This window comes from Candidatus Sphingomonas phytovorans (assembly GCA_029202385.1).
In the GTDB taxonomy this organism is placed as follows: Bacteria; Pseudomonadota; Alphaproteobacteria; order Sphingomonadales; family Sphingomonadaceae; genus Sphingomonas; species Sphingomonas phytovorans.
Map to the genome: position 1 here is coordinate 5,362,925 of CP119314.1, position 22,763 is coordinate 5,385,687.

The 22,763-nt window shown below is 65.6% G+C and carries 21 protein-coding genes; 6 read left to right on the forward strand and 15 right to left on the reverse strand.

Features of this window, described 5'->3' with window-relative positions:
- Positions 1-161: 161 nt before the first annotated feature.
- The 12 genes from miaB to P0Y59_24755 all read right to left on the reverse strand — a co-directional run bounded on the left by miaB (position 162) and on the right by P0Y59_24755 (position 9,772).
- On the reverse strand, positions 162-1,484 hold the full coding sequence (gene miaB / locus P0Y59_24700) for a tRNA (N6-isopentenyl adenosine(37)-C2)-methylthiotransferase MiaB (protein ID WEK00054.1): 1,323 nt from the start codon (positions 1,482-1,484) through the stop codon (positions 162-164).
- A complete protein-coding gene (locus tag P0Y59_24705; GenBank protein ID WEK00055.1) occupies positions 1,481-2,392 on the reverse strand; it encodes a lysophospholipid acyltransferase family protein in 912 nt (303 codons plus the stop codon). The genes miaB and P0Y59_24705 overlap by 4 nt, the downstream gene beginning before the upstream one ends.
- Before the next feature lie 38 nt (positions 2,393-2,430).
- Positions 2,431-2,853, reverse strand: coding sequence for a Fur family transcriptional regulator (locus tag P0Y59_24710; protein ID WEK00056.1), 423 nt, complete (start codon positions 2,851-2,853; stop codon positions 2,431-2,433).
- Positions 2,854-2,971: 118 nt separating this feature from the next.
- On the reverse strand, positions 2,972-3,388 hold the full coding sequence (locus P0Y59_24715) for a MucR family transcriptional regulator (GenBank protein ID WEK00057.1): 417 nt from the start codon (positions 3,386-3,388) through the stop codon (positions 2,972-2,974).
- Between the two features lie 110 nt (positions 3,389-3,498).
- Positions 3,499-3,975, reverse strand: a complete 477-nt coding sequence (locus P0Y59_24720; GenBank protein WEK00058.1) for a GNAT family N-acetyltransferase — start codon at positions 3,973-3,975, stop codon at positions 3,499-3,501.
- Complete coding sequence (tsaB, locus tag P0Y59_24725; protein ID WEK00059.1) at positions 3,972-4,607, reverse strand: tRNA (adenosine(37)-N6)-threonylcarbamoyltransferase complex dimerization subunit type 1 TsaB; 636 nt, start codon at positions 4,605-4,607, stop codon at positions 3,972-3,974. Before tsaB ends, P0Y59_24720 begins: the two co-directional genes overlap by 4 nt.
- A complete protein-coding gene (locus tag P0Y59_24730; protein WEK00060.1) occupies positions 4,600-5,196 on the reverse strand; it encodes a malonic semialdehyde reductase in 597 nt (198 codons plus the stop codon). Before P0Y59_24730 ends, tsaB begins: the two co-directional genes overlap by 8 nt.
- A gap of 82 nt (positions 5,197-5,278) precedes the next feature.
- Positions 5,279-5,854: a NifU family protein gene (locus tag P0Y59_24735; protein ID WEK00061.1), complete on the reverse strand. Its 576-nt coding sequence runs from the start codon at positions 5,852-5,854 to the stop codon at positions 5,279-5,281.
- Positions 5,855-6,130: 276 nt separating this feature from the next.
- Complete coding sequence (locus P0Y59_24740) at positions 6,131-6,553, reverse strand: DUF2147 domain-containing protein (GenBank protein WEK00062.1); 423 nt, start codon at positions 6,551-6,553, stop codon at positions 6,131-6,133.
- 174 nt (positions 6,554-6,727) lie between these two features.
- A complete protein-coding gene (locus tag P0Y59_24745; protein WEK00063.1) occupies positions 6,728-6,952 on the reverse strand; it encodes a hypothetical protein in 225 nt (74 codons plus the stop codon).
- Positions 6,953-6,998: 46 nt separating this feature from the next.
- On the reverse strand, positions 6,999-8,213 hold the full coding sequence (locus P0Y59_24750) for a DUF1501 domain-containing protein (protein WEK00064.1): 1,215 nt from the start codon (positions 8,211-8,213) through the stop codon (positions 6,999-7,001).
- Between the two features lie 14 nt (positions 8,214-8,227).
- Positions 8,228-9,772 carry a DUF1800 domain-containing protein gene (locus P0Y59_24755; GenBank protein WEK00065.1) on the reverse strand — a complete coding sequence of 515 codons (1,545 nt, stop codon included), beginning with the start codon at positions 9,770-9,772 and terminating at the stop codon, positions 8,228-8,230.
- A 332-nt stretch (positions 9,773-10,104) separates the two neighbouring features.
- Here P0Y59_24755 and P0Y59_24760 point away from each other — a divergent pair, with 332 nt between their 5' ends.
- The 5 genes from P0Y59_24760 (at position 10,105) to P0Y59_24780 (ending at position 15,069) form a co-directional block, all read left to right on the forward strand.
- Complete coding sequence (locus tag P0Y59_24760) at positions 10,105-10,683, forward strand: hypothetical protein (protein WEK00066.1); 579 nt, start codon at positions 10,105-10,107, stop codon at positions 10,681-10,683.
- 96 nt (positions 10,684-10,779) lie between these two features.
- Positions 10,780-11,358, forward strand: coding sequence for a hypothetical protein (locus P0Y59_24765; GenBank protein WEK00067.1), 579 nt, complete (start codon positions 10,780-10,782; stop codon positions 11,356-11,358).
- A gap of 31 nt (positions 11,359-11,389) precedes the next feature.
- The gene (locus P0Y59_24770) at positions 11,390-11,875 is read left to right on the forward strand and encodes a hypothetical protein (protein WEK00068.1); all 486 of its coding nucleotides are present in this window, start codon (positions 11,390-11,392) and stop codon (positions 11,873-11,875) included.
- Between the two features lie 3 nt (positions 11,876-11,878).
- Complete coding sequence (locus P0Y59_24775; GenBank protein WEK00069.1) at positions 11,879-14,380, forward strand: TcfC E-set like domain-containing protein; 2,502 nt, start codon at positions 11,879-11,881, stop codon at positions 14,378-14,380.
- Positions 14,368-15,069, forward strand: a complete 702-nt coding sequence (locus P0Y59_24780; GenBank protein WEK00070.1) for a hypothetical protein — start codon at positions 14,368-14,370, stop codon at positions 15,067-15,069. Before P0Y59_24775 ends, P0Y59_24780 begins: the two co-directional genes overlap by 13 nt.
- A gap of 28 nt (positions 15,070-15,097) precedes the next feature.
- Here P0Y59_24780 and P0Y59_24785 read toward each other — a convergent pair whose 3' ends face one another.
- Positions 15,098-15,961 (reverse strand): aspartyl/asparaginyl beta-hydroxylase domain-containing protein, encoded by an 864-nt coding sequence (locus P0Y59_24785; GenBank protein ID WEK00071.1) that lies wholly within the window; start codon positions 15,959-15,961, stop codon positions 15,098-15,100.
- Positions 15,962-16,173: 212 nt separating this feature from the next.
- Here P0Y59_24785 and P0Y59_24790 point away from each other — a divergent pair, with 212 nt between their 5' ends.
- On the forward strand, positions 16,174-19,065 hold the full coding sequence (locus P0Y59_24790; GenBank protein ID WEK00072.1) for an insulinase family protein: 2,892 nt from the start codon (positions 16,174-16,176) through the stop codon (positions 19,063-19,065).
- Between the two features lie 177 nt (positions 19,066-19,242).
- On the opposite strand, the gene P0Y59_24795 is transcribed toward P0Y59_24790, so the two are convergent.
- Both P0Y59_24795 and ggt read right to left on the reverse strand, forming a co-directional pair.
- The gene (locus P0Y59_24795) at positions 19,243-21,027 is read right to left on the reverse strand and encodes an AMP-dependent synthetase/ligase (GenBank protein WEK00073.1); all 1,785 of its coding nucleotides are present in this window, start codon (positions 21,025-21,027) and stop codon (positions 19,243-19,245) included.
- A 45-nt stretch (positions 21,028-21,072) separates the two neighbouring features.
- On the reverse strand, positions 21,073-22,737 hold the full coding sequence (gene ggt / locus P0Y59_24800; GenBank protein WEK00074.1) for a gamma-glutamyltransferase: 1,665 nt from the start codon (positions 22,735-22,737) through the stop codon (positions 21,073-21,075).
- Between the last annotated feature and the right edge of the window lie 26 nt (positions 22,738-22,763).

The following is a 22,763-nucleotide window of genomic DNA, read 5'->3' on the forward strand; positions in this document are numbered from 1 at the left end:
TTCCGGGGAGGGGGCGAGTCTGCTGCATCCGCTCGCGAGTTTGGCAGAGCGCGGGCGGGGAGGACAGAGGGAAACGAGCAACACCGCCGATCTTTCGGCAAGTGTCGTATCTTCGCACACGCCAATACTCTCCCTTCCCCGGCGAAGAAGAGAAGCGGGCCTCAGGCCACCGCGCGCACCTGCTCCACACCCGACACCGAATTCGGCCATGCCGCTTCGATCTCCACTTCGATCACGTCGCCGATCGCGGCGCCGGAAACGAGATGCACCGATTGAAGCCACGGGCTCTTGCCGATCAGCTGGCCCGGCAGCTTGCCCTTGCGCTCGAGCAATATCTCGCAGCGGCGCCCGACGCTTGCCTTGTTGAAGGCCTCCTGGTCGCGGTTGAGCGCTGCCTGCAGACGCTGCAGTCGCTCGTCCATCACTTCGGCCGGGACCTGGTCGTCCATGTCGGCGGCGGGCGTGCCCGGGCGGGGGCTGTATTTGAAGCTGAACGCCTGGGCGTAGCCGACCGAATCGACCAGGCTCAGCGTCTCGGCGAAATCGGCCTCGGTTTCGCCGGGGAAGCCGACGATGAAATCGCCCGACAGGGCGATGTCGGGCCGCGCCGCGCGGACACGGTCGAGGATGCGCAGATAGGAATCGCGGCTGTGGCTGCGGTTCATCGCCTTGAGGATCCGGTCGCTGCCGGCCTGTACCGGCAAATGGAGGAACGGCATCAGCTTCGCGACGTCGCGGTGCGCCTCGATCAACCCCTGGGTCATGTCGTTGGGATGGCTGGTGGTGTAGCGGATGCGCGCCAGCCCCTCGATCCGGTCGAGTTCGCGGACCAGTGCATCGAGTCCGCCGGTGCGGCCCGTGGCATCGTCGCCGGTCCAGGCATTGACGTTCTGCCCGAGCAGCGTGATCTCCCGCGCGCCCGCATCGACCAGCGCCTTCGCTTCATCGACGATCGCTGCCCAGGGCCGGCTGACTTCGGCGCCACGGGTATAGGGTACGACGCAATAGGTGCAGAATTTGTCGCAGCCTTCCTGTACCGTCAGGAACGCCGAGGGCGGCACGCGACGACGGGCGGGCAGGGCGCCGAACTTGGTCTCTACCGGCATGTCGGTGTCGAGCGCTGCCTCGCCCCGGGCTGCCTTCGCGACCAGCTCGGGCAGGTTGTGATAGGCTTGCGGGCCGACGACGATATCCACTTTCGCGCGCCGCACGATCTCGGCACCCTCGGCCTGCGCGACGCAGCCCGCGACCGCGATCATCGGCTCGCGGCCGTGCTTCCGCAGCCGACCGATGTCCGAATAGACCTTCTCCGTCGCCCTTTCGCGGATGTGGCAGGTGTTGAGCACGATCAGGTCGGCGGTGCTGGCATCGTCGGTCGCGCTCAGCCCTTCGGCGGCCATGAGCTCGCTCATGCGATCGCCGTCATACATATTCATCTGGCAACCGAACGACTTGACGTGAAAGGTCTTGGGGGAGGGTTTCATGATGGCGGCGCTATAGGTCCAGGCGATTGAGGCGGCAAATCCTCTCCATCCCGGGAAGGAGCGGGCGCCTCGTAGCGCACCGGCCCGACATCATAGGCGAACGGCCTGAGCGGGTGGCCCAGCGTTTTCACCAGCGCTTCCTCGATCCGTCGCCGGCTTTCGGCGGCGATTGCCTTGCGCCCCGGAAAGTCGTGCGGATCGAAGGGGTCCAGGAAATGAACCCGCATCCTGAAGGAGCCGCGCCGCGACAGCAGGCGCTTGGCGTTGTCCACACCGCTCTCGACGCCGATCCAGCCAACTTCCTCGCCCATCGCGCCGTAGTCGAGCAGCACCGGCTGGACCAGCACGCCGGGCGGAGGTGGCTCGAGCACGCGGAGCATCGAGGTCTTGAACGGCAGCAGCGACTTGCCGTCGGTCGTCGTCCCTTCAGGGAACACGGTCACCGACCAGTTCTCGGCCAGCGCCTCGCGCAGCTGGTTGATCTGTTCCGCGACGCCCATGCGGTTCTCGCGCTTCACGAAGACGGTGCGGTTGAGCACGGAGAGCCACCCCACCACCGGCGCAGCGCGAATTTCCTCCTTGGCGACGAAGGCGGTGCCGCTCTGTCCGGCGATCGCCAGGATGTCGATCCAGCTCAGATGGTTGGAGATGTAGAAGACATCGCGCTTCAGCGGCACGCCGACCCGTTCGACCCGTGCCCCGGCGAACCGCGCGGCCCAGCCGAGAAAGACCTTGGGCCAGGGCGATCCGATACGGAGCAGCCGCCACAGATAATGGAGCGGAACGGTGATGAGCAGGCCGAGTACAAGCCCCGAGGCGCGCAGCACGATCCGGGCCCGGCCGAGTGCGTCTATCGGCGCCGGATTACCGGCGGCTGCCTCGGCGCGTCGTCGGTCGGCGTCGCTCATCGGGATGGCGCCCCCCGGTTGGGCTTCGGTCAACAGGCCTACGCCTTGCGGTCCAGCGCGACGCCGTAAAGCTCCATGCGATGGTCGACGAGGCGGAAGCCAAGCCGTTCGGCGATTGCCTTCTGCAACTGTTCGAGCTCGGGATCGACGAACTCGATCACCTTGCCGGTCTCGACGTCGATAAGGTGGTCGTGATGCGACTCAGGTGCCGGCTCGTAGCGCGAGCGGCCATCGCCGAAATCATGGCGGTCGAGGATGCCGGCTTCCTCGAACAGGCGCACCGTGCGGTACACGGTCGCGATCGAGATGCCCGGGTCGATCGCCGAGGCGCGGGCATAGACTTTCTCTACGTCCGGGTGATCCTCGGCCTCGGAGAGAACGCGCGCGATGACGCGGCGTTGGTCGGTAATGCGCAGGCCCTTTTCATTGCACAGGGCCTCGAGGTCTATCTTGCGTGCCATGCACGCCATGTAGTCTCTTTGGGCTTATTGATAAAGGGCAACCGACTCGCAATAAGCCGGAGCCCCCCTTTCCGTCGCCGGGGGCGGGGCGGGGGGCTCCGGGGGCCGAATTCTGGGGTCAGCGCGTCTTGCGGCGCTTCGTGCCGAGGCCGATCTTCTTCGCCAGGGTGCGGCGCTGTTCGGCATAGTTGGGCGCGACCATCGGATAGTCGGCCGGCAGGTTCCACTTCGCGCGATATTGCTCCGGCGTCATCTGATAGTGCGTCATCAGGTGGCGCTTCAGCATCTTCAGCTTCTTGCCGTCTTCTAGGCAGACGATGTAGTCTGGCTTGATCGACGAACGCACTGAAACCGCAGGTTCCTGCTTCACTTCCGGTGCCGGAGCGGTGCCGCCAAGGCCGGAGAGCGCGCCGTGCACGTTCGCGATCAGCACCGGCAGGTCCGAAACGGCCACGCTATTGTTGCTGACATGTGCAGCAACAATATCAGCGGTCAGCGTAATCAAGGTTTCCTGCAGCTCGCTTTGCGTATCCATTATATTCCTTTCGACCCATTATTCGGTTGCATTGAACTCGCATCCGTGTTTCGCGCTATCCTACTTTGAATCGCAACGTGCAAGTAACAATTGTAGAATCGAAACCGTTTTCAGCGAAGGTCGCGGCGATAGGTAAAGGCATCGAAAGCTTGTCCTGTGGTGCCGCGGTAGTAGTTACGTCGCTCGCCAACCTTAACGAAGCCTGTACCGCGATATAGCTTGATCGCATCATTGCCCTCGCGGACTTCAAGGTGAAGAGTAACTGCACCTGATGTTATGGCATCGGCAATGACGGAACGTAGTAAAGCGGCCGCGACGCCACGACGTCGCATTGCGGGCAATGTCGCGAGCAGCAGCAGTTCGGCTTCGTCGGCGACGATGCGCGACAGCGCGAAGCCGGCGGGCTCCCCGTCCAGTGTCGCGATGGTCAGCCATACGCCCGGCATGGCGAGGATGCCGAGGCACTGGTTGCGAGTCCATGCCTCGCCGAAGCGCGGATCGAACGCCCCCTGCATGAGCTGATCGACCAGGGCGAGATCGGCAACGCTGCCGGAACGCAATTCGATCATATGCAGCATCGTACTCATTGAGCCGGCGCGAGGGGCTTCGCGTCGGGCGCCCGGCCGTAGATCGGGCGGGGCGGCAAGGTGGCAAGGGGCTTTGGTAGCAGTACCGCGTCGGCGGCGCTGGGCAGCGCTTCGGTGAGTGCTGCCGTGTCGTCCAGGGCTTTGAGGAATCGCACGCCATTGCCGATCCCGGGGCGCCCTTGCAGCAGGGCGAGCGCCGCCTCGGGCTTGAGCGAGGCGAGCGCGGAGACGGGCGCGAGCTGAGCGTCGAAGGCCTGCATGAAGACCTCGCCATGCCCGCCTTCAAGCACCACGGCAAGGTTCGGCCAGTCCGGATTCAGCGCTAAACCACCCGCCGCGACAATGGCCATCGAGGAATAGCCGAATGCCTCGGCACCCCAGCCGAGGGCGAGTCCGCGCGCGGCGGCAATCCCCACGCGGACGCCGGTGAAACTGCCCGGCCCGCAATCGACCAGGATGCGCGGTGCCCGGCCGCCTTCGGGCAGTTCGGCGATCATCGGCACCAGCCGTTCGGCATGCCCGCGACCGACTACCTCGTGACGCGCGGCAATTACCCCCCCATCCTCGATCAGTGCGACCGAGCAGGCGGCGGTGGCCGTTTCGATGACGAGGGTCCGGGCCGTTTCAGGCAATCGTGTTGAACCGTTCGAACTCCGGCCGCGGCAGCCGATCGAAGATCGTCGAAGGGTCGCCGTGCCCCAGCGTCGAGATGAAGTTGGAATGGACGGCAGGCGTATCAGCAAAGAAGGCTGAGTCCACCTTGCCGTTGTCGAAGCCCGACATCGGCCCAGTATCCAGGCCCAGCGCACGTGCCGCAATGATGAAATAGGCGCCCTGCAGGCTCGAGTTGCGCATGGCCGAGGCTGCCCGAAGCTCGCTGTTGCCGTCGAACCAGCTCTTGGCCGTCTGGTTGTGGGGGAACAGATCAGGCAGATGCTCGTGGAAATTGGTGTCCATGCCGAGGATCACCGTCACCGGCGCTGCGAGGATCTTCGGCGCGTTCTGCGCGCTGGCGCAAGCGGCGAGCCTGGCCTTGGACTCGTCGCTCACGCACCAGACCAGCCGGGCGGGCAGCTGGTTGGCTGAGGTAGGGCCCCATTTCATCAGGTCCCAGATCGCGTGCAGTTCGGCCTCGGTGACGGGTTCGTCGGTATAGCCGTTATAGGTGCGCGCGACGCGAAAGATCGTGTCGAGCGCCGCGTCGGACAGCTTCTCGCTCATGCGTAATTCCTCGACCAGTGCTGAAACAGGGGATATCGGTTTTCAGCTTTTCACGATCCGGCGGCAAATATCCAGAGGCGGATCAGATCGCGCGCACCTCGGTGACCTCGGGAACGTAATATTTGAGCAGCTGCTCAATCCCGTTCTTCAATGTCGCGCTGGAGGAGGGGCAGCCGGAGCAGGCGCCCTGCATCTGGAGGTAGACCTTGCCCTTGTCGAAGCCGCGATAGACGATATCGCCGCCGTCATTCGCCACAGCAGGACGGATGCGCGTCTCGATCAGGTCCTTGATCTGTACGATGATATCGGCGTCCTCCGGATCTTCGGCGAACATTTCCTCTGCGGCGGGAACCGCGATGCCGCCGGCATTGCCCGGGCGGAACAGCGGCATGTTCGCGCTGAAGTGATCGAGCAGCAGCCCGAGCACATCCGGCTTCAGCCCTTCCCAGGCGACGCCCGGCGCTGCGGTGACGGAGATGAAGTCGCGTCCGAAGAACACGCCGGTCACGTCGCCCAGTCCGAACAGCGCCTCTGCCAGCGGTGAGGATTCGGCTTCTTCCGGCGTCGCGAAATCGCGGGTGCCCGCCTCCATGACCATCCGGCCCGGGAGGAATTTGATGGTCGCCGGGTTCGGCGTCGTCTCGGTCTCGATCAGCATGGGTCGCATGTGGGCCGGACGGCCGTCAGGATCAAGGCGCGAAGTGGAAAACCGGGTATCGCCGGGGTTCAGGAGGGCCCGGCTCAATAGGTGAATCGCCCGCTCGGCGACAGGACCGCCGCACGCGCATCCTTCACTTCATCGGACACGAGCACCGGCGTCGGTGGGCAATGCCCTGCATGTCGAGCATCCAACCCGCGCGATGGTGGCCGGAAGGGGCGTTCCTGCGCTGGAAGACACGGCAGCGGCCCCGATGATTGGCGGAGGAGGGGGGCGTCAGTTGACGCGGGTCCAGGTCTGCGTCTTGCAAAGGGGAACGAACACGCAGCCGCGCAACTTGAGTTGGTTTGCACCGGCCGGGGTCACGCGCGCATTGTAGGTCTTGCCGTCCTCGGCATTGTAGATCGTGCCGTCGACCCAGGTGCCGTCGGGACCGGGAGTGAAGCCGCTGAGGATCTGCAGCCCGCGCAATGGCCGGTTGCGTAGGGCGACATTGGTGTTCCTGCCGTCCGCCAGCGCCGGGTTGGCCCGCAGCGCATCTGAGCTGATGATACGCCCGCAGATGGATGCGCCGCAGCGCTGGATCTCCACGATGCCGCCCCGCGTCTCCGTCTTCCACCGTCCGATGGCGATGCTCTGCTGGTCCGCAGGGGCTGGTGATGCGGCCAGCGCCGCTGCCAGAACCATCGTGATCGACATCCTTCAAGATCCTTCTCGTGCAGCATGTGCCGCCGCAGCCACCATTGGCCGCGACGGCGCTTTCGCGCGCCTCGCCGGCTCGCGCGAAGCGCTGAACCGTGCTTGACGGGCGTGTGTCCCCTAACGGGTCGCAACGCGACGCGAAACGGGGGAGAGCAGACTAAGAGCAGACTATCAGTGCTGCGCCTTCGCCTGGGCGCGCTGCGCCTTGGCTGCAGCGGCGGCGCGGTGATGCCCATACCAGCATCCGGCGACGGCGCCGGCCACGGCATGGCCCTTGCCGACGTAGTGGCCGGCAACCGCACCGACGGCGGCGCCCTTCAGGCACCCCTTCGCAAGAGCCGGGGTGGCGGTCGCGGTCATGGCGATGGCGGCGAGCGACAGGGCGATGCGGGACATGGTTGTTCTCCTGTTGATGGGTGGTTCTTGTTTGATGGGGTGCCGGTCAGACAAGCTTGAGGTCGACGGGCGCGGTGCCCGGGAAGACCATCTGCAGCCGCCGCGCCTCAAGCCCGTAATGCCGGGCGAGCAGTCCGCCGGTCAGCGCGCGATAGTCAGTCAGTACCGGCAGGTCGCGGTTCTGGTTGAGCGTTTCAGCGGCGATCTTCACCTGCGGCCCGACGATACGCCCGCCGGCCACACCGCCGCCCATTACCCAATAGACGCTGCCATGCCCGTGGTCGGTGCCCTTGTCACCATTCTCGCGGAAGGTCCGCCCGAATTCGGAGACGACGAGCACGACCGTGCTTGCCCAGGCGTCGGGCCCGATCTCGTCGGCGAAGCCGGCCAGCCCACGCCCTAGCTCGCCGATCCGCCCGGCCAGATAGCCCTGCGCGCCACCCTGGTTCACATGCGTATCCCACCCGCCGACATCGACAAAGGCGAGGTTGAACTGGTCGCGCATCAGTCGCCCGATCCGTCGCGCGGAAAGCTCGAAACCCTTTGGGCTCACCGCACCGCGATTGGCCGCCATCATCTCCTCGGAAATCGACTTGTAGACGGTATCCCGCACGCTGAAGCCCTGCGCGACCGATCCGCCCAGATCGCTCGCGCCGAGATGCTGGCCCTTGTACATCGCCTCGATCAGTTTCGCCTGGCGCTGGTCGATCGCCGGCTTGCCGATACCGTTCAGCGCGACATTGGGGATGGCGCGGCTGCCGCCGCGGAAGATCAGCGGCATCTGGTCGGTGAAGGCGATCGGCTTGTCTGTCCCGATTGCCCCGGCCAGACGTGCCATGAAGCCCGATTGATAGTTGCGCGTGCCGCTGATCGGCTGGCCCAGCTCGATCGTGTCCTGAGTCTCGAAATGGCTTCGGCTCATATCGTCGGTGCCGGCAAAGGGCACGAACGCGATCTGCTTCTTCTGCCACAGGGGCAGGATCGAATCCTTCAGTGCGGGATGCAGGCTCCAGTCGGCATCGAGTGGCAATGCGGCGTCGGGATTGGCCGGATCGGGCTTCTTCAGCGCCAGGGTCGGTCGCGCTGTCGCGTAGAAATCGCTGCCGGTCGGCGCGATGATGTTGGCTGCGTCATAGGCGCCGCGCAGGAACACGACCAGCATGCGCGCGCCGCCGGCCTGGGGGGCGGCAAAGGCGCGGCCGGCCAGCACCAGGGGCGCGGCGATCGCTGCGGTCTTGAGCAGGGTGCGACGGTCGATCATCGTTTCCTCCAGCATCAGCGGCGCATGAATTCGGGGGAGGACAGGAACAGTGCGTTCCAGTCCTGCGGCGAGACCGCCTGGTCGAGCGCGGTGTGAGTCGGCGCTGACAGGCGGTGTTGCAGGCTGTTGAAATACAGCGCGTTCTGCAATTGCGGGAAGGCCGGCTGGTCGGTCGCGCCGGGCACGGGCGGCTTGAACAGCCCGGCCGAACTGCTGCCGATCTGCCGCGCGATCTCGAAACGCACGCCGAGCTGCCCCGGCCCGGTCCAGGCGGCCGAGGTCAGCGGATAGCCATCGGGTGTCTCATGCGCATACAGGCCTTCGCCCATGCGGTTGAGCCAGTTCAGGATCGGCCCGGCATTGACGATCACCCGGCCGTCATAGGCCATGCGCACCGCCGACACCGCATAATGGATGGGGTCCTTGAACGCGGTGCCGAGCGACGCGTCGAACGCACGCGATTTGAACAGGGTGCGCAGCACTGCCGCGATGTCGCCATGGCTGCGCTGGAACGTCGCGGCCATGTCTGAGACCAGCGCGGCGGGCGGCGCATCGCCGGTAAAATAGGTCGCCAGGCGTTCGGAGACATGGTGTGCCGTCGCGGGCGAAGCGGCGATCAGGTCAAGCGCCTGTTCCACCTCGTCGAAGCCTGACCCCTTGATGCGGTGGCCGAGAAAGACCTTGTCGCCGAAATCATGCCGCGCGGGGTTGAACTCGAACAATCCGGCGCGAACGAGCAGTGGCTGGAGCGCCGGCTTCAGTTTGGGCGCATCGGGCTTCAGGTCGACGCCGACTCCGGTCAGGATCCGCGCCAGTTCCTGCACGTCCTTCTGGGTATAGCCGGATCCGACACCCATTGAGTGAAGCTCCATGATCTCGCGGGCGTAATTCTCGTTGATATGGCCGGCTGCATTCTGGTCGTTGTCGAGATAGCGCAGCATGGCCGGATGGCGCAGCGTCGCCTCGAGCAGATCGCGATACCGGCCAAGCGCATGCGGGCGGATCGCCTGGTCCTCATAATCGCCGACCATCGCGCGGATGTCGCGCTTGGCCGCCTGCACGTTGAACTGGTTGAACCAGAACCAGGTCATCTGCTCGCGCAATTGGGCCGGCGAATAGAGATCGCGCAGGATGGATCGGGTCGCCGCCTCGGTGGAGAGCGCCCCGATATGCTTGTTATAGGCGTCGCGCGCGGCTTTCTTCGCGTCGGGATCGGTCAGGGCGTTGGCCGCCCGGTTCTCCGCATCGACAGTGACGACCAGCGCCGCCATCGGCGTGCGGGCGATCTCCATCGCATCGATCTGTGCCTGTGCCGCGGCGGGAAGCGACGCGTCGGCGGGCATGCGCAACTGCGCGTCGATCAGATCGGCGGCCTTATGTCCGGTCAGCGCGGCGGCGGACGACGGCGTCGTCCCCCAGGTCACCCGATCGACTATCGCCATATCCCGTCCATCGCCGCCAGGGGGCGCAGCGGCACCGGCCAGCAGCGCGAGCGACGCCAGGGCGCCGAGGCGAAGTGGGGATGGAAACAAGGCAAGCGGCAGCAACGGCATAAGCATGCAACTCGTTGTCCCGGACGGCTCTCATCGCACCGGCGTGATTGCTGTCGGCTGAACGAACGAGGGATGGCTTCGGATGCACGTGTGGCCATCCACACCAACTTCTGAAATGATTTTTTATGTTACGGGTAGAGCGTCTTTGTTCGGTTTGAATACCTTAAGCTGCATGATAAATGAAATTGTCACTCACCTTCGCCTAGGTAGAAATACTATGGCATTTATCCATAGGTACCTATCCCGAATCCGTTAAATCCACATTGGTAAATATGGACGCATCGGGGTGCCAGATTGATCGGGTCCCATGCGGTATTGGTCGAAGGCAGGATTTAGCTATGCACTTTCGTTCAAGCACGGGTTTCGATGTTGCGGCCGTTCGCCGCAAGGCGCTTGCCGGCGTGGCGATGTGCTCGCTGGTGATGGCCGGTTCGGCCGAGGCGGCGACCCAGGGCTCGCTGGGATCGACCTCGACCGGCACGGTCAGCATCACCGCCAGCGTCGCCAATCGTGCGCAGATCACCGGGCTTACCGATGTGACCTTCGCCGCCGTCGACCCCGGCAGCGCGGCGAGCAGCGCACAGAGCGATTGCGTGTGGAGCAACACCGCGACCAAGGGGTACAGCATCACCGCGACCGGCAGCGGCACCAGCGGCGCCTTCACGCTCGCCAATGGCGCGCTGAACGTGCCCTATAGCGTGCAATGGAGTTCGAGCGCGGCGCAGACCAGCGGCACCGCGCTCACCTCCGGCACTGCCCTGGTCGGTCAGACCAGTACCGCACTGACCCCGACCTGCACGACCAGCCCGACCACCACGTCCAGCCTGATCGTGTCGATCACCTCGACGAACCTGCAGACCATGGTCGCGGGAACCAGCTACACCGGCACGCTGACCTTGCTGGTGACCCCGCAATGACGGGGCCGGGCAGGCCGTCGTCGTTATTCTTGGAAAAATGCGGGGGCTGGACTGGCCGATATCCGCGCAGTTTTGGCTGAGGGCAGGAATTGAATCATGCGCTTTCGTTCAAGCAAGGACTTCGATGTCTCCACCATTCGCCACACGGCACTTGCCGGCGCGGCGGCATGCTCGCTGGTGATGGCCAGTTCGGCCGATGCCGCGACCCAGGGCTCGCTGGGGTCGACCTCGACCGGCACGGTCAGCATCGCCGCCAGCGTCGCCAATCGCGCGCAGATCACCGGGCTGACGGACGTGAGCTTCTCCGCCGTCGATCCGGGTAGCGATGCCAGCAGCGCGCAGAGCGATTGCGTGTGGAGCAATACCGCGACCAAGGGGTACAGCATCACCGCCACGGGCAGCGGCACCAGCGGCGCCTTCACGCTCGTCAATGGCGCACTGAGCGTACCCTATAGCGTGCAATGGAGCTCGAGCGCGGCGCAGACCAGCGGCACCGCGCTCACCTCCGGCACGGCCCTGACCGGCCAGACCAGCACCGCCCTGACGCCGACCTGCGTGACGAGCCCTACCACCACGTCAAGCCTGATCGTGTCGATCACGTCGCCGAACCTGCAGAATATGGTGGCGGGGACCAGCTATACCGGCACGCTGACCTTGCTCGTGACCCCGCAATGACCGGCTGAGCGGCGCGCGCGGCACAACGACCATGATCCGCCGCTCATCCCTGTTTCGAACATTGCTGCGGCTGGTCGTGCCGGGGGCCCTTGCGGTGCCTTTGCCCGCGGCTGCGCAGTCGGTGCAGATCACGCATCTGAGCGATCTCGCCTTCGGCACGATCACCAATGTCGGCGTTGACCAACTCCAGAGCGAATCGGTCTGCGCCTATAGTGGCATATTGGGCGGCCGCTACACCGTCACCGCGAGTGGATCCGGTGCATCGGGCGCGTTCACGCTCGCCAATGGATCGAGCCTGCTGCCCTATGAAGTGCAGTGGTCCGCAACCTCGGGGCAGACATCGGGGACCAACCTTACCTCCGGCGCCGCCCTTGCCGGCCAGACCACGCTGCTCAGCTGTCCAATCCTCCAGACGAGCAATGCCAGTCTCATCGTGATCCTGCGCGCTGCCTCGCTCAGCGCCGCGACGGCGGGCGGCTATGGCGGCACGCTCACGATCGTCCTCGCGCCGGATTGAGCGATGCGCGCTCCGGCGACCATCTGTTTCCTGCTCGGCACGGTCGCACCACTGGTCGCCTTTCCGCGCCCGGCCACTGCCGCCGCGGCCGCCGATCGCGGCACCGGCACGCCGGTGGTGACCGTTGGCATGCCGAGCGACTTCGCCGATCTCAACCAGTCGCGAAACCTGGTTGCCGACATTTATTTCGGCGGGCGGCGGATCGGCCAGTTCGAGATCGAGGCCGATCCTTCGCGCGTCCATATCCTTCATCCCGACCAGGTCGCGGCGGCAATCCCCGACGTCGCCGATCCCGCGGCGATGATCCGTGCCCTGAGCGGGGATCTTGATCCCAATGCGCGCCTCCTGTGCGTGGATGCCGCGACTGCCTGCGAGCGGCCGACGCCCGAGGCGGCGGCGATCGTGTTCGACCAGCAACATTTCCGGATCGATCTCTATCTGAACCCGAAACTGCTTCTCGCTCGGCCGGTATCGGCCGACAGCTTCCTCGAACCCGATGGCAGGAACATATCGCTGGTGGATACGATCGGCGCCGCCATCGCCGGCGGCACCGGGCAGCAGGCAGTCTATAATTTTCGCAACCGGGCTGTGCTGGCCGCGGGCAATGGCCGCCTGATATCGGAGATGTCGGTTTCGTCGGGGCGCGGGCTCGACGTCGATACGCTTGCGGGCCAGCTCGACCGGCCGGATCTTCGCTATGTCGGCGGGCTGTTCTACACGCCCGGCGCGGATCTGGTCGGGCGGCGGCGAATCCTGGGCGTCGGCATCGGGTCGCAATTCGATACGCGCGCGGATCGCCTGCAATTGACTGGCAGCCCGCTCATCGTGTTCCTCGGGCAGCGCTCGCGCGTCGATCTGTACAGCGAGGGAAAGCTGATGAGTTCGCACAGCTTCGAGGCTGGCAACCAGACGCTCGATACCAGCAACCTGCCCGACGGCTCCTATCCCATCGATATCCGGATCGAGGAAGCGAGTGGTGCGACGCGGACCGAGCATCGCTTCTTCACCAAAAGCGCCGCCATCGCGCCGATCGGCCGGATCATCTTCTTCGCCAATGCGGGCCTGCTGGCGCTTGACCGCCAGGATCGCTGGGTATCGGTGGCGCATACGCCGCTCCTGAGCGCCGGGATCGCCGGCCGGCTCGGGACGCATCTTGCCTGGGACGGTGTGGTGATGGCGACCGACCACAAGGCGCTGACCGAGGTTGGTCTCACCTATCTCTCGCCGATCGTCCAGACGAGGGTGGCGCTTCTCGGGTCGAGCAGCGGGGATGTCGGGGAGGGCGTGCAGATCGGGTCGACCACCGGCGGCGCGCTGAGCTACAATCTCGATTTCCGCCATGTGCACAGCGGGGACGGGGCCGCGTTGATTCCGTTCGACGACTATATCAACAGCCTGTCATCGCCGTTCGACATCGCCGCGGCGCGCGTGCAGGCATCCAGCCCGAGCTTCACCCAGATCGTCGGCAATCTTTCCTATCACCTGGCCGGGGCGCAGATCGGGATGACCGGATATTATCGCCATGATCAGGGGCACGCCGCCTCCTACGCGATCGGGCCGGTCGTGCGCTGGCCGATCCTACATCATGATCTGCTGCAGATGACCTTCGACGGCAGCTATGCCGAGACGAACCAGGGACATTCCATCGCCTTTGGGCTCCAGTTGCAGATCTTCGGCGGCCGTTCGACGCTGAGCGCGCGCGCCGGGGCGCAGACCGGCATCGGGGGCGACAATCGTGCCGTCGGCGATATCGAGGAGGTCGCGGCGACGATCCAGCGCGACAATGTCTTGGGCGGCGAACTGGCCGGTGCCGCGGTGGTGCAGCACAGCGCCGACGGCACGGTGCTCCAGGCATCGGCCGATCAGCGCGGTCCGATGGGCTATGCATCGGCGAGCCTGGTCCAGCGCTTTGCCGGTTCGGGCAACGCCACCCAATATGCCATGACGCTTCAGACCTCGATCGCGGCCGGGCTTGGCGGCGGGCATGATGTGCTGCGCGTCGGGACGCATGACCAGAATGACAGCGTCATCACGGTCGGCATCCATGGTTCCGCGCGGGACACGCGGTTCCAGGTGATGGTGGACGATGCCGCGCGGGGGCAGATCCGGCCCGGCGAGCACCTGACCCTGGCCGTGACGCCCTATCGTCGGTACAGGGTGCGGATCCTTCCGGTGGGCGGCGATCTGGTCGCTTTCGATGCGCAGACCCGCTCGGTCGATGTCTATCCCGGCACGGTCGCGGGGCTGGAATGGAAAGCGAATACGGTGCTGGCGATGTTCGGCCATCTGATACGCGCCGACGGCAGCCCGGTCGCCGATGCTGACATCACCACTGACGGGGCCGTCGCCGCGACTGATCATCGCGGCTATTTCCAGCTCCAGGCATCCGGCGATGCCGAGATTACCGCGCGCGGCGCTGACGGGCAGGCCTGTCGCGCGAAACTGGGCGCGGCACGGTCGACAAACGGCTATACCGCTCTCGGAGACGTGAAATGCATCTCGTGAAGATAAAGCGGACACTGGGCGGTATCGCGGCGATCGCGACGATCCCGGTCGCGTCCGCCGCCCATGCCGGGATCGTGCTGAGCCAGGCAGTCCTCGATATCGGACCGTCCGGGGCGGTGGCGCAGGATATCGACGTCTCGAACGACGGGAAGGAAATCGCCTATGTCGTCGTCGATCCGTCGGAGATCGTGTCGCCAGGAGCGGCCGACGAGAAGCGCGTGCCGATCACTGATCCGGGGGTTGGCGGCCTGCTGGTCACGCCGCAGCGCCTGATCCTCCAGCCGGGCGAGCACAAGCTCATCCGGATCGCCGCCGTCGTGCCGCGCGGGACGGTGGACCGGATCTACCGGGTCACGGTGAAGCCGGTCGCCGGCCCGGTGAACGCTCCGGTGACCGCGTTGAAGCTGCTGGTCGGCTATGACGTGCTGGTGATCTACCGCCCCGCCGCGCCGGTCACAAAACTGGTCGGCGATCGGGCTGGTAATGTGCTCACCCTGCGCAACCAGGGGAACAGCAATGTCGAGGTCTATGAAGGCAAGCAATGCGACCCGGCGCCATCCGGCCCCTGCACCAAGCTTCCCGCGAAGCGCCTCTATGCCGGACAGGTCTGGCAGCAGACCCTCACCAGCACCGCGCCGGTCGAATATCGTGTGACCATGGGGTCGACATCGTCGCAACAGCGATTCTGACCGGCCGTTCGGGCCCGCTGCCGCGCGATCACACGTCCAGTTGCTTCACCGCTTCGTTCCAGGTCTGGATATTGTCGCGCGCTTCCTGAACGAAGGCGGATCGCCGCACGATTCCCAGGAACAGGTCGGCGATCCATTTGCCCGGGCGGCGCAAGGGCCGCGCGAACTGGATCAGCAGCACCACGCGGGTGCCCGCCGTGTCGTTCCACACCTCATGCTGGTAGGTGTCGTCGAACACCAGAGTCTCGCCCTCGGACCAGCGCACGATCCGGTCGTCAACGCGCATCCGCACGTCGCCGTCGCGCGGTACGATCAGGCCGAGATGGCAGGTGATCAGGCCCTTGGTCACGCCGCGATGGTCGGGAATGTGCGTGCCCGGCGCCAGGATCGAGAAGAAAGCGCTGTTCAGTCCGGGAATCCGCGCGACGATCGCTGCGGTCTTCGGGCATTGCTCCAGATTGTCCTCGATCGCGAAGCCATAGCCCCACAGGAAGAAGGAGCGCCACATATTGACCGCCGCGATCGCGCGGTGATCGGGGGAGATGGTGGCGAGGCTTGGCGAGGCGTCACCCTGCAACGCGACCGCGATCGCCTCGTCGCGGATGTCGTGCCAGTGCTCGCGCAGCAGGGCGGTCCAGGGAAAGTCGCGCACGTCGAGCACCGGCTCGTTCGAGACGAGCGAGGAGGAAGAAATCAGCCGGTCGAAAAGTCCGCGGAGATGCTTGCCATATTTGATGATCAGCGGCCGGTTGCGTTCCGCCTCAAGCGTCGGGCTGGGGCTGGGCAATCCGGAAATAACGTTGAGATCGGGGATGCGCGTGGTGCGCCCGTCGGACATCTTGCCCGATTTGCGCCACAAAGAGCTGGCGTCCGGTCTCGTCTCGACGCTCATCTGGTACCACGCCTCCGTACACTATCGGCAGCGCACCGGCCCGGAAAAGCCACATATGCGCCATTGTCGAACTCGCCCCGCGATCGGGGAAGGCTGAATGGTTATCGGGCGTCTTCGTCCAAATCGTGGCGAGGGCGTGGTGTTTCACGGCAGGTTCAGCTTTGCCGCACCAACGCTGGTCGCGGCCGGATTACGCCGCTAGGATCGGAACCATGTATTTTACACCGCGCGTGTTGCGCCTGTCGCTCATTGCCTCGCTCCTGCTCGGCCTGTCGCCGACGGTCAGCGGGCAGACCGTTCCTGCCGCCACATCCGGCTCCAACATCGCGAGCCGCGATCCCTGGCTCTACAAGGGCAGCGACATCGTGCCCGATGCCGCCTGGCGCTTCGGCACGCTGACCAATGGACTGCGCTATGCGGTACGGAAGAACGGGGTCCCACCGGGGCAGGTCTCGGTGCGAGTACGGATCGATGCCGGGTCGCTGATGGAGCAGGACAGCGAGCTCGGCTATGCGCATCTGATCGAGCATCTCTCGTTTCGTGGCTCGGAATTCGTGCCGGATGGGGAGACGAAGCGCGTGTGGCAGCGTTTCGGCGCCACCTTCGGCTCCGACAGCAATGCCCAGACCACGCCGACCCAGACCGTCTACAAGCTCGACCTGCCCAGCGCGACCGAGGCGTCGCTCGACGAGAGCCTGAAGATCCTCGCCGGCATGGTCAGCAAGCCCAATATCACCCAGGCAGCGCTCAATGCCGAACGCCCCGCCGTGCTGGCGGAGCAGCGCGAGCAGCCCGGGCCGCAGGTCCGCCTGTCGGATGCGATGAACGCCCTGTTCTTCGCCGGCCAGCCCTTCGCCGACCGCTCGCCGATCGGTCACACCAAGACGCTCGAGGCGGCGACGTCCGATACGGTGAAGGCCTTCCACGATCGCTGGTACCGGCCCGAACGCGCGGTGGTCGTCGTCTCGGGGGATCTCGATCCGGCGGTGTTCGAACGGCTCGTCGCCAAATATTTCGGCGCGTGGCGCGGCACCGGACCGGCACCGGCCGAGCCCGATTTCGGCGTGCCCAGCGCGAAGGAGCCCACCACCAGCGCGATCGTCGAGCCCGGCCTGCCGACCATGGCGATGATGGCCGTGCTGCGCCCGTGGAAGTTCAATGCCGATACGGTGGTCTTCAACCAGAACCGGCTGGTCGACATGGTCGCGACCGCGGTGATCAACCGGCGGCTGGAAACGCGCGCCCGCGCCGGCGGCAGCTATCTCTCGGCGCGGGTCGGGCTTGACGATCCGGCGCGATCGGCCAACGTCACCTTCGTTCAGGTCGCGCCCGTCGGCGACGATTGGGAAGCCGCGCTGAAGGATGTGCGCGCGGTGATCGCTGATGCGCAGGCCGCCCCGCCATCCCAGGCGGAGATCGATCGCGAACTGGCCGAACAGGGTATCGCCTACAAGACGATGGTCGATACCGCGCGCGCCGATGCCGGCAGTAAGCTCGCCGACGACATGGTCCAGGCAGTCGATATCCGCGAGACGACGACCAGCGCGGCAGTGATCCAGAACGTGTTCCTCGAAGCACGGCGCAAGGGCATGTTCTCGCCGGCGCGAATCCTCGCCTCGACGAAGAAGATCTTCGAAGGCACTGCCACCCGAGCGATCGTCAGCGCGCAGAAGCCGGAGAGCGATGCGGCGACCAAGCTCGCGGCGGTGCTCGGCGCCGATGTGAAGGGCGTCGCCGGAATCCGCAGCGCCCAGGCTGCGGTGGATTTCTCGAAGCTCCCGCGGCTCGGGCCGCCGGCCAAGGTGGTCGCACGCAAGAAGATTTCCGAATTCGGGCTTGAACAGGTCCAGTTCTCCAACGGCGTCAGGCTGATGGTCTATTCGACCACGTCGGAGGCCGACCGGGTCTATGTCCGCGTGCGTTTCGGCGGCGGCTTCAACGCGCTGCCGGCCGATCGTGAATCGCCCGCCTGGGCGGCGAACTATGCGCTGATCGCCGGCGGCATCGGCAAGCTCAAGCAGGGGGATATCGACGCGATGGCCGCGGGTCGCCGCATCGGCCTGGATTTCGACGTCGACGACGACGCGTTCCAGCTCGCCGCCATGACCTCGCCGCGCGACCTGTCCGATCAGCTCCGTCTGATGGCCGCGAAGCTTGCCGCGCCCGGCTGGGACCCGAGCCCGCTGGCCCGCGCGAAGACCGCCGTGCTCGCCAATTATGCCGGGCTCGAATCCTCGCCCGACGGCGTGCTCGCGCGCGATCTTGACGGACTGCTCCGCGCCGGCGATCCGCGCTGGGGCACGCCGACCCGTGACGAGATCCGCAACACCACGCCCGAGGCGTTCCGCGCCTTGTGGGAGCCGCTGCTCGCGACCGGCCCGATCGAGGTGCAGGTGTTCGGCGATATCGGCACTGACAAGGCGATCGACGCGGTCGCGCGTACCGTCGGCGCGCTGAAGCCGCGCGCGGCCGAAGCGCAGCCCGTGCCCCCGGTCCGCTTCCCGGCGCACAACGCCACGCCCGTGGTCCGCACGCATGACGGCCCGGAGAACCAGGCGGCGGCGGTGATCGCCTGGCCGACCGGCGGCGGGGTCGACGGGATCGCGGAGAGTCGCCGGCTCGACGTGCTCGCTGCGATCTTCAGCGACCGTTTGTTCGATCGCCTCCGCTCGGAGGCTGGCGCGAGCTATAGCCCCAACGTGTCGAGCAGCTGGCCGATCGGCCTGCCGAGCGGCGGCCGCCTGATCGCGGTGGGCCAGGTCGCGCCGGTCAATCTCCCGCTGTTCTTCAAGCTCTCGCGCGAGATTGCCGCCGATCTGGTCGCCAATCCGGTCAGCGACGACGAGCTGAAGCGGACGATCGGCCCGATGACTCAGGCGCTGATGCGCCAGTCGACCGGCAACCAGTTCTGGATGCTCCAGCTCGAAGGCGCGACCTATGATCCACGCCGCATCGCCGCGTTCCGCAGCGTGCTCAGCGACATATCGACGATGACGTCGGCCCAGCTCCAGGAAACGGCGCGCAAATATCTCCGGCCCGACACTGACTGGACGATGGAGGTCATCCCGAAATCCGCCGCAGGAACGATCGCCTCGACGAAATAGCCTCTTACCCCTCTCCCGGCGGGAGAGGGGAGGGGCCCATCGTGCAACGATGGGAAGGGTGAGGGTGAAAGGTGGGTGCTCAAGTCACCCTCATCCGGCGCTTCGCGCCACCTTCTCCCCGGGGGAGAAGGATTGATCAGCCCTCAGCACCGCCATGCCAAAAGCTCGGCATGGTCTTCACCCCTTGTACAAGGCGTCCAGGCGCGGCCCGTAGACTTCCTTCAGCACGTGCCGCCGGATCTTCAGCGACGGCGTGAGTTGCTCGTTCTCGATCGTGAAATGCTCGTCGGCGAGGATGAAGCGGCGGATTCGCTCGATCACCGACAGGTCCTTGTTGACCCGCTCGACCGCCGCGCCGATCGCCGTGCGGTAGCTGCTATTCTCGGCGAGCCGCGAAAAATCGCAGGCATCGCCGTTCTTCGCGCACCATTCCTGGGTCCATTCGGGGTCGGCGACGAGGACCGCGACCATGTACGGCTTGCGGTCGCCATAGATCATCGCCTGGACGATCTCCGGCTGGAGGGTCAGCATGCCCTCCACCTTTTGCGGCGCGACATTGTCGCCTTTGTCGTTGACGATGATGTCCTTCTTGCGATCGGTGATCTTGATCCGGCCCTTGGGGTCGATCAGCCCGATATCGCCGGTGTGAAGCCAGCCATCCTTCAGCACCCGCGCCGTCTCGGCCTCGTTGCGCCAATAGCCGTGCATGACCAGTTCGCCGCGCACCAGGATCTCGCCGTCCTCGGCGATGCGCACCTCGGTGTTCTTGAGCGGCGGGCCGACCGTGTCCATGCGCAGGCCGACCGACGGGCGGTTGCACGAGATGACCGGGGCCGACTCGGTCTGGCCATAGCCCTGCAGGAAGGTCAGGCCGAGCGACTGGAAGAAGATGCCGACCTCCGGCGTCAGCGGTGCGCCGCCTGACACCATCGCCTTCATCCGCCCGCCGAAGCGCTTCTGGATCTTGGGCTTGAGCGTCGCCTTGAGGAACAGGTTCATCGGCTGGTCGAGCAGCCCCATCTTGCCCTCATATTCCTTGGCGCCGATGTCCTGTGCCTTGCCGAGCAGATAGTTGGAGAATTTGCCCTGCTTCTCCACCGCCTTGGAGATGCGGGTGCGCAGCACCTCGAACAGGCGCGGCACGACGACCATGATGGTCGGGCGCGTCTCCTCGATATTGGAGGCAAGCTTGTCGAGCCCTTCCGCATAATAGATTTCGGCGCCCAGCCCGATCGGGAAATGCTGCCCGCCGGTATGCTCATAGGCGTGCGAGAGCGGCAGGAAGGAGAGGAAGACCTCGTCGTCCCAGCCGAAATCCTCGCTGATGATCGTACAGCAGCCGTCGACATTGTGCAGGATCGCGCCGTGATGCTGCTTCACGCCGCGCGGCGCGCCGCCGGTGCCGCTGGTATAGATGATGCAGGCGGTGTCGTCGCGCGTCGCTGACGAGACGATCGCCGACGGATCGGTCGAATGCTCGGCAATCAGCTTGTGCCAGCTATGGACGCTCAGCGCGCCTGACTGTCCGACACGGATGTCCTCCATGCCGATGACGATCTTCGCATCGGTCGCGCGGATCGCGGCCGGGAGCAGGGTCCTGGCGAGCTTCGCGGTCGAGACGATCACTGCCTTGGCGCCCGAATTCTCGATGATATGGGCGTGGTCGCGCTCGGTATTGGTGGTGTAGGTCGGCACGGTGATGCAGCCTGCCGCCATGATGGCAAGGTCGCTGATGCACCATTCCGGGCGGTTCTCCGCGACCAGCATCACCCGGTCGCCGGGCTCGAGCCCGATCGCGCGTAGCGCGGTGGCGAGGCTCGCGACCTTGTCGGCCGTCTGGCGCCAGCTGGTCGCCACCCATTCATTGTCGGCCTTGTGCCAGAGGAAGGGCTTGTCGCCCTTTTCCCGCGCCCGCGTGAAGAACATCGTGACGAGGTTGGGGAAATGTTCGAGCGTTCGCATGGTCTCTCCCGGGGAGGGGCGCGCCGTGTTCGGCTGCGCGGGTTTCTACTCGCTGAGCGCGGTGCCGACGCTCCTTGGATCCGCCGCGCCGACCCAGCCCTTGGTTGTCAGCTCGGCGGCGTTCGCCTTGAGGCCGAGGCTCGATATGACGACCTGATGGCCCAGCTTCTCGAGCGGTGCCTTCATCGGCTCGAGTGACGTGCCCTTTTCGAGGATCAACGTCCGGCCGCTGAAATAGATCAGTCCCTGGCCGATCGAATCCTGCGCGCTCATGCCCCAGTCGAGATGCGCGATCAGCGCCTTTGCCACTTGCATGATGATCGTCTTGCCGCCCGCCGCGCCGACGGTGAACACTGGCTTGCCCTTCGAATCATAGACGATCGTCGGCGCCATCGAGGACAAGGGCCGCTTGCCGCCCTCGACCCGGTTGGCGACCGGTGCTCCGTCCTTTTCGGGGGCGAAGGTGAAATCGGTCAGCTCGTTGTTGAGGATATAGCCGTTCGCCATCAACTGGCTGCCGAACGGTCCCTCGACGGTCGAGGTCATGCCGACGATGTCGCCGGCCTTGTCGATCGCGATGAAATGGGTCGTGCCGTGAACCTCGTCCTGGACCGCGGCGGTCCGCGCCTGCGCGCCGGGGGGCGTGCCGGCTTCATAGACCGGCAGCGTCGCGGTGGTGGAGATCAGCCTGGAGCGCTGGGCGAGATAGGCCGGATCGATCAGGCCCTTGAGCGGCACCTGCACGAAATCGGTGTCGCCGAGATATTTCTCGCGATCAGCATAGGCCAGTTCCATCGCCTCGCCGATCAGATGCCAGGCGACCGGGGACGCCGGCCCCATCTTCTTCAGGTCGAAATGGCTCAGCATGCCGAGGATCTGGAGCACCGTCACCGCGCCGGACGATGGCGGGGCCATGCCGCAGATCCTGTACGTCCGGTAGGTGCCGCACACCGGCGCCCGCTCCTTGGCCTGATAGGCGGAAAGGTCGGCGAGGGTGATGTCGCTGGTGTTGATCCTGGTACCGGTCGCGGCCGCAACGATCGCCTGCGCATTGTCGCCTGCATAAAAGGCCTCGGGTCCCTCGTCGGCGATCCTGTGCAGGATGGCGGCAAGCGCCGGGTTCTTGAGCGTCGCGCCGACCGCGGGGGCCTGGCCGTCGACCGTATACTGGCTGGCGATCTCCGGGAAATTCTCCCAGATCCGGGACATGCCGGCGATCCGGTCGTTCAGCGGTTTGGTGACCTGGAAACCATCCTCGGCCAGCTTGATCGCGGGCGCGAACAGCGCCTTCCATGGCAGCTTGCCCCATTTCTTGTGGGTCAGCGCCATCAGCCGGATATTGCCAGGAACGCCAATCGACTTGCCGCCCTGGAAAGCGTGGCTAAAGGGCATCGGCTTGCCGTCCTGGCCGAGGAAGCGCTGCGGCGTAGCGGCGGCGGGCGCTGCCTCGCGACCGTCGATCGTCTCCATCTTGCCGGTCTTGCCGTCGTTGCGGATCAGGAAGCCGCCGCCGCCGATGCCGCTCGATTGCGGCTCCACCACGGTCAGCGCCAGCATCATCGCCATCGCCGCGTCGGCTGCGGTGCCGCCTTCCCGCAATATCTGCCGGCCTGCCTCGGTAGCGCGGGGATCGGCCGAGGTGACGACTCCCTGGGCTGATGCGACGGGAGAATAGAGTAGGACGGCGAGCGCGAGCAGGAGCTTCTTCATGGCGCCCATGTGGTAGCGGTGACAGA

What these genes read in the sequence shown, in the direction of transcription:
- miaB (WEK00054.1), bottom strand. Translation starts at nt 1,484, where the DNA reads ATGAAACCCTCCCCCAAGACCTTTCACGTCAAGTCGTTCGGTTGCCAG.
- P0Y59_24705 (WEK00055.1), bottom strand. Translation starts at nt 2,392, where the DNA reads ATGAGCGACGCCGACCGACGACGCGCCGAGGCAGCCGCCGGTAATCCG.
- P0Y59_24710 (WEK00056.1), bottom strand. Translation starts at nt 2,853, where the DNA reads ATGGCACGCAAGATAGACCTCGAGGCCCTGTGCAATGAAAAGGGCCTG.
- P0Y59_24715 (WEK00057.1), bottom strand. Translation starts at nt 3,388, where the DNA reads ATGGATACGCAAAGCGAGCTGCAGGAAACCTTGATTACGCTGACCGCT.
- P0Y59_24720 (WEK00058.1), bottom strand. Translation starts at nt 3,975, where the DNA reads ATGAGTACGATGCTGCATATGATCGAATTGCGTTCCGGCAGCGTTGCC.
- P0Y59_24730 (WEK00060.1), bottom strand. Translation starts at nt 5,196, where the DNA reads ATGAGCGAGAAGCTGTCCGACGCGGCGCTCGACACGATCTTTCGCGTC.
- P0Y59_24735 (WEK00061.1), bottom strand. Translation starts at nt 5,854, where the DNA reads ATGCTGATCGAGACCGAGACGACGCCGAACCCGGCGACCATCAAATTC.
- P0Y59_24740 (WEK00062.1), bottom strand. Translation starts at nt 6,553, where the DNA reads ATGTCGATCACGATGGTTCTGGCAGCGGCGCTGGCCGCATCACCAGCC.
- P0Y59_24745 (WEK00063.1), bottom strand. Translation starts at nt 6,952, where the DNA reads ATGTCCCGCATCGCCCTGTCGCTCGCCGCCATCGCCATGACCGCGACC.
- P0Y59_24750 (WEK00064.1), bottom strand. Translation starts at nt 8,213, where the DNA reads ATGATCGACCGTCGCACCCTGCTCAAGACCGCAGCGATCGCCGCGCCC.
- P0Y59_24755 (WEK00065.1), bottom strand. Translation starts at nt 9,772, where the DNA reads ATGCTTATGCCGTTGCTGCCGCTTGCCTTGTTTCCATCCCCACTTCGC.
- P0Y59_24760 (WEK00066.1), top strand. Translation starts at nt 10,105, where the DNA reads ATGCACTTTCGTTCAAGCACGGGTTTCGATGTTGCGGCCGTTCGCCGC.
- P0Y59_24765 (WEK00067.1), top strand. Translation starts at nt 10,780, where the DNA reads ATGCGCTTTCGTTCAAGCAAGGACTTCGATGTCTCCACCATTCGCCAC.
- P0Y59_24770 (WEK00068.1), top strand. Translation starts at nt 11,390, where the DNA reads ATGATCCGCCGCTCATCCCTGTTTCGAACATTGCTGCGGCTGGTCGTG.
- P0Y59_24775 (WEK00069.1), top strand. Translation starts at nt 11,879, where the DNA reads ATGCGCGCTCCGGCGACCATCTGTTTCCTGCTCGGCACGGTCGCACCA.
- P0Y59_24780 (WEK00070.1), top strand. Translation starts at nt 14,368, where the DNA reads ATGCATCTCGTGAAGATAAAGCGGACACTGGGCGGTATCGCGGCGATC.
- P0Y59_24785 (WEK00071.1), bottom strand. Translation starts at nt 15,961, where the DNA reads ATGAGCGTCGAGACGAGACCGGACGCCAGCTCTTTGTGGCGCAAATCG.
- P0Y59_24790 (WEK00072.1), top strand. Translation starts at nt 16,174, where the DNA reads ATGTATTTTACACCGCGCGTGTTGCGCCTGTCGCTCATTGCCTCGCTC.
- P0Y59_24795 (WEK00073.1), bottom strand. Translation starts at nt 21,027, where the DNA reads ATGCGAACGCTCGAACATTTCCCCAACCTCGTCACGATGTTCTTCACG.
- ggt (WEK00074.1), bottom strand. Translation starts at nt 22,737, where the DNA reads ATGAAGAAGCTCCTGCTCGCGCTCGCCGTCCTACTCTATTCTCCCGTC.